The 21,355-nt window shown below is 74.7% G+C and carries 2 protein-coding genes; both read right to left on the bottom strand.

Annotation, left to right across the window (positions count from 1 at the left end; translation table 11 throughout):
• Positions 1 to 40: 40 nt before the first annotated feature.
• Entirely contained in the window at positions 41 to 3,307 is a 3,267-nt protein-coding gene (gene fabD / locus ACGFU7_RS36975) for an ACP S-malonyltransferase (protein ID WP_393701951.1), read from the bottom strand.
• Positions 3,304 to 21,324, bottom strand: a complete 18,021-nt coding sequence (locus ACGFU7_RS36970) for an amino acid adenylation domain-containing protein (protein WP_393701949.1) — start codon at positions 21,322 to 21,324, stop codon at positions 3,304 to 3,306. Before ACGFU7_RS36970 ends, fabD begins: the two co-directional genes overlap by 4 nt.
• Positions 21,325 to 21,355 lie beyond the last annotated feature (31 nt).

Below are 21,355 nucleotides of genomic sequence, written 5' to 3'. Positions count from 1 at the left end.
GCCTCGTACCTCGAACAAGATCCGGTTTGCCGCAACGGACTCAGCCGAAGCTGCACAGTCGTGCGGAGAGGTGGATAGCGGCGCCGTCCATCAGGGCGTCGGCGATCGCCTCCACCGTGCGGGCTCGCCACGGGTGGAGCTCGGTGTCCGCAACCACCTGGTTGAAGGCGCCCATCGCGGGGCCGCAGTGCACCAGGTAGTCCACCCGGGAGCGCTGGTCACCGCTCACGGCGAGGCGGAAACCGCGTGTGAAGTAGCCGCGGAACACAGCCGCCAGTTGCTGCTCGGGGGCGCTGCCTGCCACGACAGGCGCGGGGACCTCGCCGCCCAGGTACCGGTCGAGAACCTGGCTCCTGGTCTCGTCGTCCAGCTGGGCGAGCGAGCCGTGCTGGCGCCACAGCTCGTGCAGCCGGGACGCCCGGGCCGGGAAGAACAGCCCCCGCTTGAGGTAGCGGGCCTGGACGCCGAGGTCGAACAGCTCGCCCCAGGGCGCGGTGTCCACGTCGTACTCGCGGGCCTCCTGAAGGATGTCCTTCACCTCCTCACTGGTGGCCGCCTCCACGGAGCACTGGTTGACCGAGCCGGTCAGGACGAAGTCGGCGCCGAGCAGGAACGCGGCCCCGGCGGCCTCGGGCGTGCCGATGCCGCCCGCGCACCCCACATGCACCCGGTGGCCGCCCGTCGCGGTCGTGTCGCGCAGCCGCAGCACGGCGGGCAGCAGGGTGAGCAGGTCGGCCGTGCTGCTGAGCCAGCCGCCGTCGGCCTCCACGCACAGATCGTCCGCCATCGGCCGGCCGGCCGCCGCGCGGGCCTCCTCCGCGGTGACCTCGCCCGCCTCCAGCAGCCGGGCGACCAGCCGCTCCGGCGGCGGGGCCAGGAACTCGGCGGCCACGTCCGTGCGGGACACCTTGGCGATGATCCGGCCGCCCTTGAGGCGGAACCGGACCAGCGCCGGGGTGATCAGCGGGAAGCCGGACGCCTCGACCAGGTCGACGCCGTGCCGCAGGAGCAGGTCCACCAGGGCGGACTCCTCCTCTGGGGTGCCGTGCCGGTACAGCAGGTTGACGCCGAAGGAGCCGCCCAGGCCCAGTTCCCCGGCCAGGTCGCGCAGCAGGCCGTCCACCTCGTCGAGGGGCAGGCCGCCGGTCCCCAGGAAGCCGAGCAGCCCGGCCTTGGCCGCCGCGCCCAGCATCTCGCGGCCCGAGATGCCGCCGTACAGGGCGCCCAGCAGGTACGCGCGCCGCAGACCGTACCGCTCGCGGAAGGTGGCGGCTCCGAGGGTGTCGCCCGTCGGGGCGGCGAAGGCCGCGGGTCGTACGAGGGGCGGCAACTGGCCAGAAGGCAGCGGCTCATCGAGTCGTTCCTCCGCTCCTGGCGCGGGCAGCGGCTCCGTGTTCTTCCTGATCTTGGCGACCAGATTGGTCAGGACCCGGCCCGGGCCCAGCTCCACGAACTCGAAGTCGCCGTGGCCCATCAGCCGACGCACCGTGTCGGTCCAGCGGACCGGGGAGACGATCTGTGCGGTCAGGGTCGCCTTGACGGCGCCGGGGGCATACGGCTGCGCGTCCACGTTGGCCAGCACCGGGACGGCCGGGGTCCGCAGCGTGAAGCCGTCCAGGAAGCGGGCGAACTCCGCGGCGGTGTCGCGCATGTGGCGGGAGTGGAAGGGCGCGCTGACGTTGAGCCGGACAGCGCGGACACCGGCCGACTCGAAGGCGGCGCGGGCGGCGTCGACGCGCTCGGCCGGACCGGACAGCACGAACTGGTCGGGGGCGTTGTAGTTGGCCAGGTCGAGCTCGTCGATGCCGGAGTCGGCGAGCACCCGCAGCACGGTCGCCTCGTCGCAGCCGACCACCGCGGCCATCCCGCCACCGCCGGCCTCCGCCATCAGGGCGCCGCGCCGCTGCACCAGGCGCAGCCCGGTCTCGAAGTCGAAGACGCCGGCGGCAAACAGGGCGGCGTACTCGCCGAGGCTGTGGCCGATCAGGTAATCGGCCGGCTCGGCGTCCTCGGCGAGCCGGTCGAGGTAGGTCAGGACGCTGACGACGTAGAGCGCCGGCTGTGTGTACTCGGTACGGCCCAGGCGGCGCTCCGGGTCGTGGACGCACAGTTCCTCGATCGAGTAGCCGAGCACGCGGTCGGCGATCGCGGTCTCCCCCGGGTACCTGGCGAACAGCTCCTTGCCCATCCCCCGCTGCTGAGACCCTTGACCTGGGAAACCGTAGACCTTCATGCCGTGTGCCTTCCTTGCCGTCTTCGCTGTCACCGGAGTCGGATGTGGATGTGTGATCGGAGTGGTGGAAGGGGACGAGGCCGGTGCCGCGAGCGTCCGGGCCTGTTCCAGGACCCGTGGGTCGTGGCCGAACGGGCTGAGCAGCGGCAGCGAACGGGCGCGGTCACCTGCCGGGAGGTTGCCGCGGACGAAGTTGTGCAGGGTGCCCGAGGGGCCCAGGTCGAGGTAGAGGAAGTCGCCGCGGGCCCGCATCGCGGCCATGGCCCGCTCGAACTCGATGGGTCTGCGGGCGACCTGCCAGAAGTGGTCGGCACCGGGCCGTTCGACGAGCCGTCCGTCCACACACGACACCCAGGGGATGCGCGGTGGGGCGAAGGTCACCCCGTCGAAGACGGCCCGGCACTCGGCGAGGACGCCGTCCATCAGGCTGGAGTGGTAGGCGTACTCGACCGGCACCCGCTGGTGCAGCACGTCGGCCGCGCGCAGGGCCGCCTCGGCCCGGTCCAGGTCCGCGTCGGTGCCCGCGACCACGATGTGGCCGGGGTAGTTGCGGGCGGCGACCTCGCAGCCGGGCAGCGCGGGGATCCAGTCCCGGCCGTCCGGGCGGGTGATGACCGCGAGCAGCCCGCCGCGCGGGCCCGCCGGCAGTCCCTCCGCCTGCCGGACAAGCAGCCGCAGGCACGTCTCGGCGTCGATGCTGCCGGAGACGACCGCGGCCGCGTACTCGCCGAGGCTGGAGCCGAGCAGGTAATCCGGCTCGATGCCGACCGCGCGCAGGGTCTCGGCCAGGGCGAGTTCGATCATGACGATCGCCGGGTGGGTGAGCCGTGTGTCGATGAAGGGGTCGTTCTTGCGCCGGGCCGGGTCGAAGATCCGGGCGAGGACCGACTCGCCCAGCAGCCCGGCGGCGACGGCGTCGTACCGCCGCAGGGCCGTGCGGAACACCTCGTCGGACTCGAAGAGTTCCTCGCCCATGCGGTAGTACTGCGAGCCCTGCCCGGAGAACATGAAGACCACGGGCAGGCGCCCTGTGGGCGTCTCGATCATCGGGGGCGTCCCGTTGGCCGCGGTCATCGGTACGTGTCCCAGAACAGGTCGGCCGCCGCCGACTGGGCAGGTGCGTCGGGCGCCTCGGAGACGGTGCCCCGGATGACGACCGTGCGCTCCAACGGGGGCTGCGGCAGCGGCGCCCAGGCGGCGCGGTGGTCCGCCGGGGCCGGGGCGAGCAGCAGGTGCGCGTTGGTGCCGCCGTCGGCGAAGCAGTTGAGCGCGGCCCGGTCCGCGCCCGCAGGCCACGGGCGGAGCTCTCTCGGGAAGTACATCGCGGCGGCGTCCAAGTCGAAGTGCGGCAGGGGCTGCTGTCCGGAACGGAACGGCACCTGCTGCCGGTGGTGCAGCATCAGGACGACCTTGATGAACGCGGCGATGCCCTCCGCGGCCAGCGGATGACCGATGTTCGGCTTCACCGATCCGAGCGCGAGCCGCATGGAACGGGCCGGGCCGGCGCCGTAGACACCCTCGATCGCCTTCAGTTCGATCAGGTCGGTGACGGTCGAGCCGGAGGCGTTGGTCTCCACCCAGCCGACGTCCTGCGGCGCGCGGCCGCTGAGCGCCAGCGCCTCGGCCATCACGTCCTTCTGGGCCCGCAGGTTGGGGGTGGCGGGTCCGGCGGTGCGGCCGTCGTTGTTGATCGCGATGCCTTCCAGTACGGCGAGCACCCGGTCGCCGTCCGCCCGGGCTCGGGCCAGCGGCTTGAGGACGACGACGCCGACGCCCTCACCGAGCACCAGGCCGGCCGCCCGGCCGTCGAACGCGTGGAACTCCGGGCCGGGGTTGAGCAGGCCGCGCTGCCCGAACACCCGGTGCGCCCGGTCGTCCGCGAGCAGGCTCACACCGGCGACGACGGCCGACTCGACGGAACCCGCGCGCAGTGCCTGTACGGCCATGTCCATCGCCACCAGGGCGGAGGAGCAGGCGGTGTCCACCACCAGGCTCGGGCCCTGGAAGTCGAAGAACTGGGAGATGTTGGCCGCGAGGTAGTTCTGGCCGGTGACCACGACCGGGTTCTTGGCCCGCTCCAGGGCCGCCGGGTCGGGGGTGTGGGTGGCCCGGCCGCCGACGTACACGCCGACCCTGCGGCCCTTGAGGTCCGCCGGGCGGTAACCGGCGTGGTGCACGGCCCTGTCGACCTCTTCCAGCAGGAGCAGCGCCTGCGGGTCCATCGCCTTGACGTCCGCCTCGGACAGCAGGAACCGCTCGGGCGCGAACCGCAGCACCTCCGGCAGCAGCCCGGCGTGGTAACCGAGGGAGCGGCCGAAGCGGGAGTCCGGGATGGGGCGCAGAGCCGTACGGCCGTCCCGCAGCAGCTCCCAGTAGGCGTCGGCGGAGTCGGCGTCGGGGAAGCGGCAGGAGAGGCCGACCACGGCTATGGCGTTGGCTCGCGGGTCGGGGGTGTGGGAGGCGGTGCCTTGCTGGTGGACGGCGGAGGGTATGTCGAAGGCCCAGACGGGTGCCGGGGCTGCGGATTCCGACGGTGCTGGGGCCGCGGACTCCGGCCGTGCCTCAGTCTCAGTCTCAGTCTCAGGTGCCGTGCCGCCGAACTCCGCGAGCAGCTCCGTCCGGTGCTCCTCGCCGAGATACGCCGCGAAGCCGTCCACCGTCGGGTGTTCCAGCAGGGCCGACGGGTCGACCGAGACGTCCAGGCGCTGGGCGACGGTCTGGACGAGCTGGGAGACCATGATCGAGTCCATGCCGTAATCGTGGACCGGGACGTCCCCGGCCAGCTTGGCGCGGTCGAAGCGCAGTTCCGCCGCGAGCTGGTCGAGCAGCCAGGAGGCGACCGCCTCGACGGCGGCGCGCACGTCCGCGCCCGCGCCTGCCACGGGTCGTGGCGTGGCGGCCGGTGCGGCGGGCGGGGTCTCCAGGCGCCGTGCCGTCAGGCGCTCGGCGCTGAACTCGGCGCCGGGGCGCGGCAGTACGGGCATCACGACCCGGGCGCCGCCCTCCAGCGCGAGGTCGAGCAGGGCCAGGCCCTGTGCGTCGGTGAGCGAGGCGAGGCCGGAGGCCTGGTAGGCGGCGCTGCGGGCCTCCCCCATGCCGGTGTCCTTCCAGCTCGGCCACTGCACGCTGACCAGGGGCAGGCCGTAGGGGCGGGCCTCGGCCACCGCGTCCAGGTAGGCGTTGGCCATGGCGTAGTCGCTCTGGCCGACCGCGAGGGCGGGAACGGCGGCGGCGACCGACGAGTACAGCACGAACAGGCCGAGCGGCTCGTCCCGGAAGCACTCCAGCAGGGCGTCCAGGCCGAACACCTTCGGTGCGAGGACACGGGCGACGCCGGTCTGCGGCTTGCGGACGAACGCCGGGTTCTCGAAGTCGGTGAAGCCCGCGCTGTGGATCACGCCGCCGACCGGGCCGAGCCGCAGTCTGACGTCGGCGAGGACCTTGGCGAGCGCCTCCTTCTCGTCCAACGGCACGGCGATGGCCTCAAGTTCGACGCCCTGGGCGGCCAGTTCGGCGAGCGGGCGCAGCTTGCGGCCCAGCGGGCCGTCCTCGGCAATGTGCGCGGCCCACTCTGCGCGCGGCGGCATTTCCTCGCGGCCGGTGAGGACCAGCTTGCGCACGCCGTGCCGGGCGACGAAGTGGCGCGCGGTGAGCAGCCCGAGGCCGCGCGTGCCGCCGGTCACCCACAGCACGTGGTCCGCCGGGAAGCTGAGTTCGGCGCGCTGTGCCCGCGGGGCCTCGGCAAGCGTCGCCAGGTGGCGCACTCCCCCGCGGTAGGCGACCTCGGCGGGCTCGCCGTCGGCGGACAGTTCCTCGGCGACCCAGCGGCACAGCTGCTCGTCGGTCGCGGCGCGGTCGATCTCCACGTGGCGGGAGCGGACGTGGCGGTACTCGCTCTGCAGCATCCGGTACAGGCCCACCCGGGCCGCTCCGCCGAGGGCGGGCGCGCCGCGCGAGACGAGCAGGGCGCGCAGGTCGCGGCGGCCGAGGTCGACCAGGTGCTGGAGCCAGCGCAGCCAGGAGGGCAGCGCGGCGTGCGTGGGCGGCAGCACGGATCCGGTGCAGCCGGCCAGGTCGACGACGGCGTCGAAGCGGTCCCAGCGGGTGCCGGTGTCGCTGAGTGCGGCGTTGATCCGGTCGGCGGTGAGCACCTCGGCGGCCGGCAGCACCGCCGCGAGCCGGGCGGCCAGCGCCTCGGTACCGGGTGCGGCGAGTACGGCGGTCAGGGCGGGCGGCGCCGAACGGGGCACGGGCGGGGCGGGGCGCCACTGCCGAGTCAACAACAGCCCCTCGGGGTCGCGTCGGGCGCCGAGGGCGTTGTGGCTTGCATCGGACGCGTCGTGGTCGGCGCCATGTGCACTCCGGCCGCCATCAAGTGCGTCACGCCCGGCACCAAGTGCGTCACGCCCGGCGCCGAGGGCGGCCAGTTCGGCATCGGCCGCGGCCAGCCAGACCCGGTCGCCATCGAAGGGGTAGCCGGGCAGCGCCACCCGGGCGGGCCTGCCGCCGGGGTGCAGGGCAGGCCAGTCGACCTGCTGTCCGCCGGTCCAGGCGGTGGCGTACGCGGCGGGGTCGGCGGGGAGCCGGTCGCCCGGGGCGGGCCGGCGCGGGTCGACCACGCCGGTCCAGCTGCCGGCCGGGGTGCCGCCTGCGGCGAACTCGTCGAGGCGGGCGCACAGTTCGGGCAGGTCGTGGAAGAGCACGGCCAGCCGGTGGGCCATCGCCTCCCGGCCCGTCTGCAAGGTCCGGGCGACCTGCGCGGGGGTCGCGGCGGTGTCCTCGGCGCGTAGGTGGCCGGCGAGCCGCCGGGCCTGCGCGGCCAGCCGGCCGGCGTCCCGCGCGGAGAGCACCGCCAGCTGAGGACCGGTCGGGGCAGCCCCGGCGCCGTCGCCGTCGCCGACGTACTCCTGCAGGATGATGTGGGCGTTCGTGCCGCCCGCGCCGAAGGAACTCACGCCCGCCGTCCTCGGCCGTACCCTGCCGTCCGCCAGGACGCGGCGGGGCCAGGGCGCCCGCTCGCGCTGGACCTCGAACGGGGTCGCCGTGAAGTCGATGTTCGGATTGACGCGGTCCGCGTGCAGGGACGGCACCAGCTCGCCGTGCCGCATCTGGAGCAGCACCTTGGTGATCGCGGCGATGCCGGCGGCCGACTCGGCGTGCCCGATGTTGGACTTGACCGAGCCGATGGGCAGCCGCTCGGGCGGCTCCTCGCCGAAGGCCCGCAGCATGCCGGTGATCTCCACCGGGTCGCCGAGCGCGGTGCCGGTGCCGTGCGCCTCCAGGTAGTCGAGGTCGGCGGGCGCGAGCCCGGCCCGCTCCAGCGCCGTACGCACGAGGTCGCCCTGGGCCTTGGGGTTGGGGACGCTGTAACCGGCGCCCGCGCCGCCGTGGTTGACGGCGGACGCCTTGACCACGGCGAGGATCCGGTCGCCGTCGGCGAGGGCCGCGTCCAAGCGCTTGAGCAGGACGGCGCCCGATCCCTCGGCGGGCACGTACCCGGTGCCGCCCTCGCCGAAGCTGCGGCAGCGCCCGTCCTCGGCGAGGAAGCCGCGCTGGGCGAGCTGGAGGAACTTCACCGGGTGGCTGGAGATGTTGACCCCGCCGGCCACGGCGACGTCGCAGTCGCCGTTGCGGATGGCGAGGCAGGCCTGGTGGATGGTGACCAGCGACGAGGAGCACATGGTGTCCAGGCCGACGCTGGGGCCGGTGAAGTCGAAGAAGTACGACACCCTGTTGGCCACGGAGGCGTACGACGAGGAGGGCGCGAAGCCCTCGCCGCGCAGCGCCTCCTGGACGCCGTACAGCTGGTAGTGGCCGTACATCATGCCGACGAACACGCCGGTGCGGGTGCCGCGCAATTGCTCGCGGGTGTATCCGGCGTCCTCCAGCAGATGCCAGGCGGTCTCCAGGAACACCCGCTCCTGCGGGTCGGTGTGCTCCGCCTCGATCTGCGACATCCGGAAGAACAGTGGGTCGAAGCGGTCGGCGCCGGGTACGAAGCCGCCCCACTTGCCGTAGGTCTTGCCTGTGGCGGACTTGTCCGGCTCGTAGAACAGGCCGTGGTCCCAACGGTCGGCGGGGATCTCCTCGACGCTGTCCCGGCCGGCGCGCAGGTTGCGCCAGAACTCGGTGACGTCGTCGGCCTGGGGGTAGCGTCCCGCGACGCCGATGATGGCGATGGCTGCGTCCTGCGGGGCGGGCGCGACCGGCTCGGCCGGCTTCATCGGAAGCACGGTCGCCGCGGGGGCGGTGGTATCCGGGGCGGCGGCCGGGAACGCGCCGGGGTGGGCCCCGGCCAGGTGGCCGGCGAGGTCGCGTACGGTGACGTACTCGAAGAGCAGGGTCTTCGACAGCGGGCCGACGTGTTCCTCCAGGCGGCGGATGAGGCTCATGGTGATGAGCGAGTCCACGCCGTACCGGTCGAAGGGTTCGGCGACGGCGATCTCCGCCTCGGGCAGCTTCAGCTCCTCGGCGAGCAGCCGCAGGACCAGTTCCTCGGAGCGCTCGTGCGCTCCGGGCGCGGCGGTGGCGGACTCGTCCTTGTGCGGATCGGCGCCTTCGAGGGCCTGGAGGATGCGGTCGGGGTCGCCGGCGGCCAGGAGCAGGCGCGGTGCGGTGTGGGCGAGGGCGCGGTCCAGGGCCTGCAGGGCGGGGGCGGTGCGCAGCGGGCGCATGCCGAGCACACGCTCCATGTAGGCCTCGGCGTCGGCGTCGACGCGCATCCCGCCGTCGGCCCAGACCGGCCAGGCGGCCGCGAGGGTACGGCCGTGCCGGGCGCCTTCCCGGCGGCGCCGCTCGCGCTCCTCGGCGAAGTGGTCGAGGAAGGCGTTGGCGAAAGCGTAGTCGCTCTGTCCGGCGTTGCCGAAGGCCGCGGCCGCCGAGGAGAGCGCGACAAAGTAGTCCAGCGGTTCGTCCGCCGTCGCCTCGTCGAGCAGCACGGTGCCGTGCACCTTGGCGGCGAGGACGGCGTCCGCGTCCGCACGCTGCTTGGCGCGTATGAGCCCGTCCCTGAGGACGCCGGCCGCGTGCACGACGCCGCTGACCGAGCCGTGCGCCCGGCGGGCCTCGGCCACCAGGTCGCGTACGGCGGCCGGGTCGGTGACGTCGGCGAGCACCACCCGGGCGCCGAGGGCGTCGGCGCGGGCACGGGTCTCGGGACCGGGGGCGGTGCGCGCGGCGAGCACGATGCCGCCGCCGGTGACACCTGCGGCCCGCCGCGCGGCGGCGATGTGCTCGGCGACGAGCAGGCCCAGGGCGCCGGTGCCGCCGGTGACGATGTGCGCGCCGGCACCGGTGAACGCGGCGCCCGGCGCGGCCGGGAGGCTCACGTGCCGCCAGGCGCGGCGGGCCCGGCCCTCCGCGTCCGTGCGCACCTCGGGGCCGCCGTCCGTGCCGAGTTCAGCGACGACGGCCTCGGCGAGCGGGCGGCCCGGGGCGAGGGCCAGGACGCCGAGGGCGACCGACGGTTGCTCCAGGCGCACGGTGCGGGCGAAGGCGGCCATCGCCGGCTGGGCGGGCGACGGGGCCAGCTCGGGGTGGACGTACAGGTAGCGCAGCGCGTCGCGGCGCTCGCGCTGCCAGGCCCGCAGGAAGGCCAGGGCCGCGTGGAAGCCGTGCTCCACGGAGTCCCGGGCGGTGCGGTCGCGTCCGGCCAGGTGGACGACGCGGACGGGTCCGGCTCCGGCGGCGCGCACGGCGGCCTCGGCGTCGAAGCCGCTGCCGAGCGGGATACGGCGGACATCGGCGCCCGTCGCCGTGAGGGCGACGGCCACGTCGGTGGCGTCGGTGGCCTCGGCGGAGGCGGGGTCGAGCAGCAGGACCCGTGCGGCGGAGGGGAGTTGGCCGTGCGGAGCGGGCGCGGCCTCCCAGACGGGCTCGAAGGCGTGGACGACGTCGACGGCGGGCACGGCCTGCATCCCGGGCGCGGGTACGGTGTCCGTCGGGCGCAGCGCCCTCAGTGTGAAGGACTCCAGTGCGGCGGCCACCTGCCCGTTCTCGTCGAGCAGGGCGACGTCGAAGGCGAGGGAGCCCGCTGGGGCGGGGCGCCGGGCCGGGGTGGCGTACGCGTAACCCCGCTCGGGCAGAGGGGCGTACAGCCGGACCGAGCCCAGGGAGAACGGCAGGTACGGTGCCGGGCCCGCCGGGTTCCCGGCGCCGGGGACGAGCCGGCCCGCGGTCTGCAGGGCGGCGTCCAGCAGCGAGGGGTGAAAGGCGTACGCATCGGCGTACGCGCGCTGCGGCTCCGGCAGGCGCAGCGTCGCCAGCGCCTCCCCGGGGCCCTCGGCGATCTCCTCGATCACCCGGAAGGCGGGACCGTAGGCGAAGCCGAGCCGGACAAAACCGTCGTAGCAGTCGGCCCCCGCCTGGACGCGGGTGCAGCGGGCACGTACGTCCGCCGGGGCGATGGGGGCGGGCCGGGAACCGGGATTGTCGAACCGCAGGGTGCCGCTGGCGTGCACCGGCGCGTCCTCGGCGGTGCCGCGCACCTCGAAGGCGGCGCGGGAGCGGTCGCCGGTGACGCGGACCAGCAGCGGGTGCCCGGTGTGGCCGGAGGCGAGCCGGACCGGCGCCGCCCACACCAGGTCGTCGACGCCGCGCACCGGGGCTCCCCCAGCGGCAAGTTCGCCCGACAGGCGGCCCATCTCCAGATAGGCCACGCCGGGCAGCACCAGGTCGCCGCCGACTACGTGGTCGCGCAGGAAGAACTCCTCGCCCGTCAGCGTCTTGGCGAACCGCTGCTCGCCGAAGGTGGAGACGTTGGCGTCCAGGAGGGTGGGGTGCAGACGGGGGCCGGGCTCTGCGGGGCGCTCGCCGGGGGCGACCCAGTGCCGGGGGCCGGCGAACGGGTAGGCGGGCAGGTGGACGCGGCGCCGGGCGGCGCCCTCGTGCAGGGTCCGCCAGTCGACGTCGGTGCCGTGCAGCCAGGCGGCGACCAGGGCGTGGAGGTCGCGCCGGTCCGGGGAGACGGAGTCGCCCGCCTGAGGGGCCGTCACCTGGGACGTGCGTACGGCGGAGGGGCGCCCGGCCAGGTACGCAGTGAGTTCGGCGCGCAGGGCCGCGGTGCCGTCGGCGACGGCGGCGAGCCGGTGCGGCATAGGCTCCCGGCCCGTCTGCAGGGTGTAGGCGAGGTCCTCGGCCGGGACGTCCTGGCGCCCGAGGTGGTCGGCGAGCCGGGCGGCCGAGCGCCGGAGCGCGTCGCCGTCGCGGGCCGAGAGCACGAAGACCTGCTGGGCCGCGGGCTCGTCGCGGGTGTCCGGCATGGGGGGTTCCTCCAACACGATGTGCGCGCCCGCCCCGCCGAAGCCGAAGGAGCTGACGCCGCCACGGCGGGGCAGCTCGGCTCCGTGTGCGTCCCGGGGACGCGGCCAGGGCCGGGCGGTGGCGGCGACCTCGAAGGGGCCGCCGTCAAGTTCCAGGTAGGGGTTCTGCTCGCGGAAGTGCAGGCTGGCCGGGATGGTGCCGTGCCGCATCGACAGGACCACCTTGAGGAGTCCGGCGATACCGGCAGCGGCCTCCAGGTGGCCGATGTTCGTCTTGACCGAGCCGACGGCGCACGGAGCGGACCCGCTGGGCGCGTCCTTCCCCGCCCGCAGCCGCCGGAAGGCGGTGCTCAGGCCGGTGGTCTCGATCGGGTCGCCCAGGGCGGTGCCGGTGCCGTGCGCCTCGATGTAGCCGACGGTGTCCGGGTGGACGCCGGCGGCCTGGTAGGCCTCGACCAGCAGGTCGGCCTGGGCCTCGGGGTTGGGGGCGGTGAGCGAGGTGGTCCGGCCGCCGTGGTTGAGCGCGGCGGCCTTGATCACGGCGTGTACGGCGTCGCCGTCGCGCTCGGCCCGCTCGTGCGGCTTGAGCAGGACGACGCCCGCGCCCTCGCCGCGCACATAGCCATCGGCGCGGCTGTCGAAGGCCTTGCAGCGGCCGTCGGGGCTGAGCATCTCGCCCTGGCTGAGCGCCTCGTAGACACCCGGGGCCAGGATGAGGCTGACGCCGCCCGCGATGGCCAGGTCGCAGCTGCCGTCGCGCAGGGCGGCGCAGGCCTGGTGGACGGCGGTGAGGGAGCCGGAGCAGGCGGTGTCGACGGCGATGCTGGGACCGCGCAGGTCGAGCAGGTACGACACCCGGTTCGGGACGATCGACAGGGCGGCGCCGGTGAGGGTGTGGCCCTCGGTGGCGCGTCCGGCGGCCCGCTGCACCTCGTGGTAGTCGGAGTTGGTGACGGCGATGAACACGCCGACCCGCTTCCCGGCCAGCTCGGAGGGGCGGTAGCCGGCGTCCTCGACGGCCTGCCAGACGGTTTCGAGCAGCAACCGCTGCTGCGGGTCCATCAGTTCGGCCTCTCGGGGTGAGATGCCGAAGAACGCGGCGTCGAACCGGTCCACGTCCGGGGCGAAGCCGCCCCAGCGGGAGCGGGAGTGCGGGTGGTCGCGCCAGTCCCAGCGGTCGGCGGGGATCTCGCCGACCAGGTCGTCGCCGGCGGCGAGGTGGTCCCAGAACTCCCTGAGGTCCATGGAGCCGGGCAGGCGCCCGGCCATACCGATGACGGCGACCTCACGGCCGGCAGGGGCCCCAAAAGTCCCGGACCCGGCAGGGACCGCCGAAACCTCGGACCCGGCCGGAGCGGCCTGTTCGGTGGCGGGTGCCTGCGGGGCCGTCCCGAAGTGGACCGTCAGCGCGGTCGCGTGATGCTCCCACAGGTGCTCGGCGAGCGCGTGCAGGGTACCGCGGCGGTAGAAGAGGGTCGGGTACTCGGCGATGCTGTACGCCTTGCGCAGCTCGGCGCTGAGCGCGGTGAAGCTCACGGAGTTCATGCCGGTCTCGCCGAGCGGCGTGTGCGCGCCGATGTCCTCGGGGCGCAGGTCCACCAGGGCGGCGACCATGCGGGCCAGCTCGGCGACGAGGGCCTCCGTGCGGCCTCCGGTGGCCGCTGCCGGGGTGCTGGTGCGGGCTGCGGGCGGGGACCCGGCGCCGAAGCGGGCGCGCAGGTCGGCCAGGGGCAGCGCGGCCAGCGTGGTGCGGTCGGTCTTCCCGTTCAGGGTGCGCGGGAAGCCGGTCACCCGGACCAGGGCGTCGGGCACCATGTGGTCCGGCAGCCAGGCCGCCAGCCGCTCGCGGTCCGGCTCGGCCGCGCCGTCCTGCAGGACGTAGCAGGCGAGCAGGGTGTGCGAGCCCGCTGCCTGTCCACGGGCCACGACGACGGCCTCGCGGACGCCGTCGAGCCGGCGCAGGGTCGCCTCGATCTCCTCCGGCTCGACCCGGTAGCCGCGCACCTTGACCTGGGAGTCGAGCCGGCCGAGGTACTCGATCGTGCCGTCGGCGAGCCGTCGTACGAGGTCGCCCGTGCGGTACATGCGGGCCTCGGCGCGCGCCGCGAACGGGTCGGGCAGGAAGCGCTCGGCGGTCAGTTCGGGGCGGCCGAGGTAGCCGTCCGCCACGCCGTCGCCGCCGATGTACAACTCCCCGGCAACGGCGGTGGGGACGGGCCTGCGCGCGCTGTCGAGGACGTGGAGCACGGTGTTGGCGATCGGGGCACCCAGGGTGACCCGGCCGCCCGGGGTGAGGCGGCTCGCCGCCGACCAGATGGTGGTCTCGGTGGGGCCGTAGAGGTTCCACACCTGCCCGTTGCCCGCGAGGAGCGCCTCGGCCAGGTCGGCGGGCAGCGCTTCGCCGCCGCACAGCACCTTCAGCGCGGGGTCGCCCTGCCAGCCGGCGGCCAGCAGCATGCTCCAGGTGGCCGGGGTGGCCTGTATGACGGTGGGGCGGGCCCGTTCGAGGGCCTCGCGCAGCCGCAGCCCGTCGCGGGCGTCCTCGGCGGCGAGCACCTCCACCGTGCCGCCGGTGACCAGCGGCAGGTACAACTCCAGGCCGGAGATGTCGAAGCAGACGGTGGTGAGGGCCAGCAGGGTGTCGCCGGGTCCGAAGCCGGGCTCGCGGGCCATCGACCACAGGAAGTTGGTCAGCGCGCGGTGCGGCACCCGGACGCCCTTGGGACGGCCGGTGGAGCCGGAGGTGTAGATGACGTACGCGGCGTCGAACGGGCCTGCCGGGCCGGGCGAGGGCAGGGCCGGCGGCTGCTCAAAGGTGTCGACGACCAGCCGGGGCACAGCCGCGAGGCCGACGCCGGAGGTGGAGTGGGTGAGCAGCAGGTGCAGCCCGGCGTCCTCGGCCATGTAGGCGAGCCGGTCCTGCGGGTAGGCGGGGTCGAGCGGTACGTAGGCGGCGCCGGCCGCCTGGACGGCGAGGAGCGCCACCGGCAGGTCCTGATCGCGCGGGAGCAGCACCCCGACGGTCCGGCCACGGCCCGCTCCGGCGGCGGTGAGCCGGGCGGCGAGGACGTCCACGCGTTCCACGAGCGCCCGGTAGGTCAGTTCGGTGCCCGCGTGACGGACCGCGACCGCGTCGGGCCGGGCGTCGGCCTGCCGCCGTACCAGTTCCCAGACCAGGGTGTCGGCCGGGTAGTCGGCGGGGACGGGCGGGGTGAGCCGCGCCCGCTCGTCCTCGGTGAACAGTTCCAGGTCGGCCGCCGGGGTGCCGGGCCCTTCGACGGCGGCGGCGAGGAGGGTGGTGAAGTGGGCGCCGAGGCGGGCCACCGTGTCCTCGTCGAAGAGACCGGGGTCGTACTTGAGCGTGTAGCGGCAGCCCTGCTCCTGCTCGACGACCTCCAGGGTCAGGTCGAACTCGCCCTCCTGGTGCACTCCTTCGACCGGGCCGAGCACCACGGCGTCGCCGGACGCGTCGCGGCGGGCGGTGCGGGTCCAGTTCTGGAAGTAGAAGGCGACGTTGAAGGGGGCGCCGGCCTCGGAGTCCGCGCGGCGGAGGTCGTCGGCCAGGGTGATCAGCGGGTACGCACTGTGTTCCAGGGCGTCCAGCACGGTGCGGTGGACGCGGCGGACCAGGCCGCGGAACTCCTCGGCGCCGTCGACGCGTTCGGCCAGCACCACCATGTTCATGAAGTAGCCGAGCGTGTCGTCGAAGCCGCTCGCCGGGCGTCCGGCCGTCGGCGTGCCCACGGCGATGTCGGCCTGGTCGCTGTAGCGGTGCAGCAGCGTGAACCAGGCGGCGAGGACGACCCCGAACAGGGACGTCTGCTCGGCGCCGGCGAGCGCGCGGGCCCGGTCGGCGACCGCGGCGGGAATGTGCCCGTCCAGGCTCGCCCCGTGGAAGCCGGGCACGGCCGGGCGGGGCCGGTCCAGCGGCAGCGGCACGGTGGTCCTGCGCCCGCGCAGCCGTTCGGTCCAGTACGCGCGCAGCCGTCGGCCCTCGGCACCGGCGAGCAGCTCGCGCTGCCAGGCGGTGAAGTCGGCGTAGCTGCGGGCGGGGCGCTCGGCGGGGAGGGCACGGCCCGCGAGGAGCGCGTGGTAGCCGCGTTCCAGCTCGCGCAGGAGCAGGGCGATGGAGACGCCGTCGAAGACCAGGTGGTGGAAGGTCAGCAGCAGCGCGTTGCGGCCGTCACCCAGGGTGTAGAGGGTGGCGCGGGCGAGGGGGCCGGCGGCGAGCTCGAAGGGGCGGCGCAGGTCGGCGCGCATCCGGTCACGCAGCTCGGCGTCGCTCCTGGCGGTCAGGAAGACCTGCTGGAAGGGGAGTTCGGGCTCGGTCGCGATCCGGGCGTACGGCCCCTCGTCGCCGGCGTGGACGGTGGCCCGCAGCTCGGCGTGCCGGTCGACCATGTCCTGCAGGACGGCCCGCAGGGCGGGCACGTCGAGGCCGCGGTCGAGCCAGAGGGCGAGGGGCAGGTTGTAGGCGTAGGTACCGGGCGCGATCTGTTCGATCACCCAGAGGGCGCGCTGGCCCTCGGACAGGGGGTGGCGGCTCTCCTCGCCGTCGGTGCGCGGGCGCAGTACGCGGGCCGCGGCCTCGGTGGCCGGGGAGACGGCCGGGGCGGTGGCCGGGGCAGGTGCGGTGGGCGCCGGGGCGGGTGTCCCGGGCGCTTCGGGCAGGGCAGGCCCGGCCGCCACCCCGGCCAGCCAGTTGGCGGCCAGGTGGGCGGCCAGCTCGCGCAGGGTCGGCTGCTCGAAGAAGTCGCCGAGCGGTACGGCGACACCGAACTCCTCGTCCACGGCGGCGACGATCTTCATGCCGCTGAGTGAGTCGAAGCCGTAGTCGGCCAGCGGGCGGCCGGGGTCGATGCGCTCGTCCAGCTTGAGCACCCGCTCGACGAGGTCGCGCAGGCGCTCGGTGAGGGCGTCGGTGGAGGTGGTCGCGCCCGAGGAGACGGGGGCGGACGCGGAGACGGGGGCCGGGCCTGCCGTGGGCACGGGCGCGCTCAGCAGGACCCCGTCGCTCTCCGCCACCAGGACGGTCTGGCCCAGCGCCGGGTCGCCGGCGCCCAGCGCGTGGACCGGGGCGTATCCCTCCTCGTGCAGGAGCCGGGTCCAGCCCTCCGGGGAGGCGAGCGGGGAGTCGGGCATGCGCAGGTGGCCGTCCTCGAAGGCCCACCAGCCCTCCAGGACCCCGCCGCCGATGGTCAGCAGCGGCCGTACGGAGGTCAGTTCGTTGAGGACCAGCCAGCCGCCGGGCTGCAGCAGCGCCTTGGCCTTGCGCAGGGTGGCCCGCAGGTCGCTGGTGGCGTGCACGACGTTGGTGGCGACGACGAGGTCGGCGCATGCCGGCTCGAACCCCTGCTCCGCCAGGCCGCGTTCGAGGTTGAGCACCTGGAAGCGGGCGAAGTCGTAGCGTTCGGCGAAGCGTTCCCGGCCGTGTTCCAGGAAGCGCGGCGAGATGTCGGTGAAGGTGTACCCGACGCGTCCCGGGTGCGCGGCCAGCGCGGGCAGCACCCGTTCGCTGGTGGCGCCGGTGCCGGCGCCCAGTTCCACGACCTCGACCGTGCGGCCCTGCGGCAGCTTCGGCAGGCGCAGGTCCAGGAAGTGGCGGACCGTGTCGCGGACCAGGAGGTTGAAGGAGTCGGTGAGCGGGTTGCCCTTGTAGAAGTTCTGCACCAGCTTCATCGAGGAGCCGGGGAACATGATCTCGGTGGCGCCCACCTCGCCGCGCAGAATGCGCGGGTACGCCTGGAGGAACAGGCGGTTGAGGGTGACCGTCGGCTCGATGTCCGGGTAGGCCGCCGCGATCCGGTCGAACTCCGCCGCCCAGCGGCCCGAGTGCTCGTCCGCGTCGACTCCGTCGACCGCCGGGGTGGTGCTGACCAGGCCGCCGTCGCGGGTCAGGAACCCGGCGTCGGCCAGGATGTTGAGCAGTGCCTCGTGCAGCCGCCGGAAGCGGTCGAGGATGCCGAGGCGGCCGCGCAGCTCCTCGGCGCCGTGCCGTTCGCCGGAGCGCCGGAAGGCTCCCATGCGCTGGTAGACGCCGAGCAGCATGGGTGCGGAGACGGCCTCCAGCTCCTCGTATCCGGTAAGGACGCGGCGGGCGGCCGGGGCGGCGGCGGTTCCGGTGCCGAGGTGCCCGGCCGCGGTGGCCAGGGCGGCCGGGTAGCCGCCGCCGAGGACCTCGCCGTCCAGGGCCGGGTCGTGGCCCATGGCCTCCAGGGCCCGGCGCCCGGCGCGGATCGGCATGACCTGCGGCAGCCCGCTGCCGAGGATGCGGTGGACGGCGGCGATGCCCGCGGCGGGGCTGAAGTCCTGGATGCCGAGCCCGGCGAAGATCTCGGCGAGTCCGGGCTGGGCGCCGGAGCCGACCATGCCCCAGTAGCCCTGGTTGACGACGGTCACCGGATACGGCAGCCGGTCGCGCAGGAACAGCGCGTAGGCGTCCTCGGTGGCGGAGGCGCAGATGTAGGCGCCGTTGCCGGCGAAGCTGCCGAAGGAGCCGGCGGAGGAGAAGTAGACCAGGAAGTCGAGGTCCTGGCCGTCCACGGCGGCGGCGAGCGCGGCGGCGCCCTCGGTCTTGGCGCGGGTCGCGGCGGTGAAGGTCTCCTCGTCGAGATCGGCGAGGGTATGGTCGTCGAACACCATCGCGGCGTGCACGACCCCGTGCAGGGCGCCGAAGCGGCGGTGCGCCTCGGCGACGGCGGCGGCGAGGTCGGCGGTGGCGCAGGCGTCGCCGCGGACGTGGGCGACGTCGCCGCCGAGGGCGCGGATCTCCTCGGCGGCGGCGCGCTGTTCGGGGCCGAGGTCGCCGCGGCTGAACCACACCAGCCGGGCCCGGTGGCGCTCGGCGAGGTGGCGGCTGAGCTCCTGGGAGATGCCGCCGGTGCCGCCGATGAGCAGGTAGACACCGCCGTCCCGGAAGACGGGGCCGGGCGTGGACAGGGTGACGCGGCCGAGGCGGCGGACGTAGCGGGCCCCGCCGCGCAGGGCGACGGTGCGGCCGGTGGCGTCGGCGGGCGCGGCCAGGATCGCGTCGGCCAGGGCGGCGGTCGCGTCCTCACCCGTGAGATCGGCCGAGGCGAAGTCGAGGGCGCCGACCCGGAGTTCGGGGCGCTCCTTGGCCACCACCTGGAGCAGGCCGTGCATGCCCGCGGCGAAGGGGTTGGCGGCGGTGCCGCCCGCGACCGGGTGGACGTCGCTGGTGACCACGACGACGCGCGCGGCGCTGGTCGAGCGGACCAGGCGGAGCAGGGAGAGGGAGCCGGTGCGCAGCTGCTCGGCGGCCCGGTCGGCGCCCAGGCCCTCGGCGATGCCGGTGCCGACGCCGCCGAGGTGGAGCACCAGGTCGGCGCCGTCGGTCCGCTCCAGCCAGGCGGACGGGGGAAGTTCGTCGATGCGGACCGACTCCGGACGGCTCTCGGGGATGCGGGCAGAGATCGCCTCGGCGAGCCAGGCGGAGGCCTCGGTCACCAGGGCGACGACGCGGCCCGCGCGCGGGGCGGGTCCGGGAGCGGGTGCGTCCTCGCGTACCCACAAGGGACGGTAGAAGTCCGGGAGTTGCTCTGCGGAGGCATCGTCGGACCCGGCCGGCTGTGCGGGGGCGATACGGGCCGGGGGCTCGGGGATCCAGTAGCGCTTGCGGGCGAAGGGGTACGTCGGCAGCTCGGTCCGGCGGGCCGCGGCGGGGGTGACACGGGACCAGTCGACGTCGGCGCCGGCCAGCCAGTGCTCGGCCACCGCCACCAGGTCCCGCCGGGCCAGGGCCGTCTCCAGGGCGTCGGCCTCGGTGCCGGCGAGGACGACCCGTGCCCGGGTGGCCCGGCCGGTGCCGATCCGGGCGCCGGCCGTGCCCTTGGCGTATGCCTCCAGCAGCGCGGCCGCCTCGGCCACCGAGCCGACGGCCAGGGCCAGCCGGAGCTCGTGGGGGGTACGGCCGGACTGGAGAGTGTGGGCGATGTCGGCGAGGCGGAGGGGGCCCTCGGCCGGGCGGTCGGCTCCCTGAACACCGGCGCCGGCCTGCGTGTCGGCCGCGCCCGACGCATCCGGGGCTCCCGAGGCGTCCGAGGCGTTGCCGGCCGACCCGTCGGCGCCTGCGGTCCCGGCGATCGCCTGCGCCATCGCGCCCAGCGTCCGTGCCGTGGTCACCGCCGCGGGCGGGGTGCCGTCCAGCTCCGCCGTCAGCGACGCCTCGAAGCGGGCGCGTTCGGGGACGCCGAAGCCGCAGTCGGCGAGGTTGGCGCCGAGGTCGAGGTACTCGGGGGCCACGCCGACGGTTTCGGCGGCCAGGCGCAGGCACAGCCGCTGGGCGTCGCCCAGGGCGTCCCGGCCGGCGCCTGCCGGATCCGCACCTGTGGCGCCGCGCAGGAACGCGGCGAGGTCGGCGGCGTACGCGCGCAGCCGGTCCTCGCTCTTGGCGGACAGGACGAGGAGCTGGTCGGTGTCCGGGGCGACGGGCTCGGCCGGTGGTGTGCGGTACTCCTCCACGACCAGACAGGCGTTGGCGCCGCCACCGCCGAAGGAGCTGACGACCGCGCGCAGCGGCAGGTCGCCGTCGTCCCCCGCTGGCACCCAGGGCTGGAGGGTCTGCTGTACCTCGAAGGGCGTGGTGGTGAACTCGATGCCGGGGTTGCGCCGGGCGGAGTTCAGCGAGGGCACCAGCGTGCGGTGGCGCAGCTGGAACAGCACCTTGGTCAGGCCCGCGACACCGGCCGCCGACTCCAGGTGGCCGATGTTGGACTTCACCGAGCCGACGGCGACCGTCGGCCGCTCGGCCCGCTCCGCCGAGTCGATGCGCCCGCCGAAGGCCTCCACGAGCCCGGCGATCTCGATGGGGTCGCCGAGCGGGGTGCCTGTGCCGTGGGCCTCCACGTAGCCGACGGTGGCCGGGTCGGCCTGGGCGCGGTGCAGGGCGGCGCGGATCACCTCGGCCTGCGCGGCCGCGCTCGGCACGGTGTAACCGCCGGTCTTGCCGCCCGCGTTGATGGCGGAGCCGCGGATCACGCCGAGGATGCGGTCACCGTCGGCGATCGCGTCCTTCAGTGGCCGCAGCAGTACGGCGCCCACGCCCTCGCCGTCGACGAACCCGTCGGCGTCCGCACCGAAGCTCCTGAGCCGGTCACCGCGCGAGATCATCCCGCGGTCGGCCAGCATGCGCAGGTGCATGGGGTGCAGGATCAGGTTGACGCCGCCGGCGATCGCGGTGTGGCACTCCCCCGACCTGATGCTCTCGCAGGCCAGGTGGATCGCGGTGAGCGAGGCCGAGCAGGCGGTGTCGACGGCGAGGCTCGGGCCGGTGAAGTCGAAGGTGTACGAGACCCGGTTGGCGATCGACCAGTGGTTGGAGTGCGCGTCGGTGCGGACGCCGAGGACGGTGGCCTCGCCGCCCATCCACTCGTAGTTGTTGTTCATGACGCCGGCGAAGACGCCGACCGGGCCCCGGGCGGCCAGCTCGGCGGCCGGGTGGCCGGCGTCGTCCAGGACGGCTGCGGCGGTCTGCAGGAACAGCCGCTCCTGCGGGTCCATAGCCTCGGCGTCGACCGGCGATATCTGGAAGAAGAGCGGGTCGAACTTGTCGACGTCGTCGATGAATCCGGCCCACTTGCTGTAGCTGCCGCGCACCCCCGCCGGGTCGTGGTGGGCATCGGCGTCCCAGCGGTCGGCGGGCACCTCACGGATGCAGTGCCGACCCGCGGCCAGGTTGTCCCACAGCTCGGCAGGCGTCTCGGCCAGCGGGTAGCGGCCGGCGACGCCTACGATCGCCACGCCGTCGCTCGCCGGGGCCGGGGCGGAGGCCCGGGCCAGCAGGCTCAGCAGCAGCTTTCGCTTGTCGTCCACAGTTGCTCTCTCTCACAGGTCTTCGGTCGGC

This window comes from Streptomyces sp. NPDC048473, assembly GCF_043200155.1.
In the GTDB taxonomy this organism is placed as follows: Bacteria; Actinomycetota; Actinomycetes; order Streptomycetales; family Streptomycetaceae; genus Streptomyces.
The sequence above is the reverse complement of the archived record's forward strand: the minus strand, read 5'-3'. Positions and strand labels throughout refer to the sequence as shown.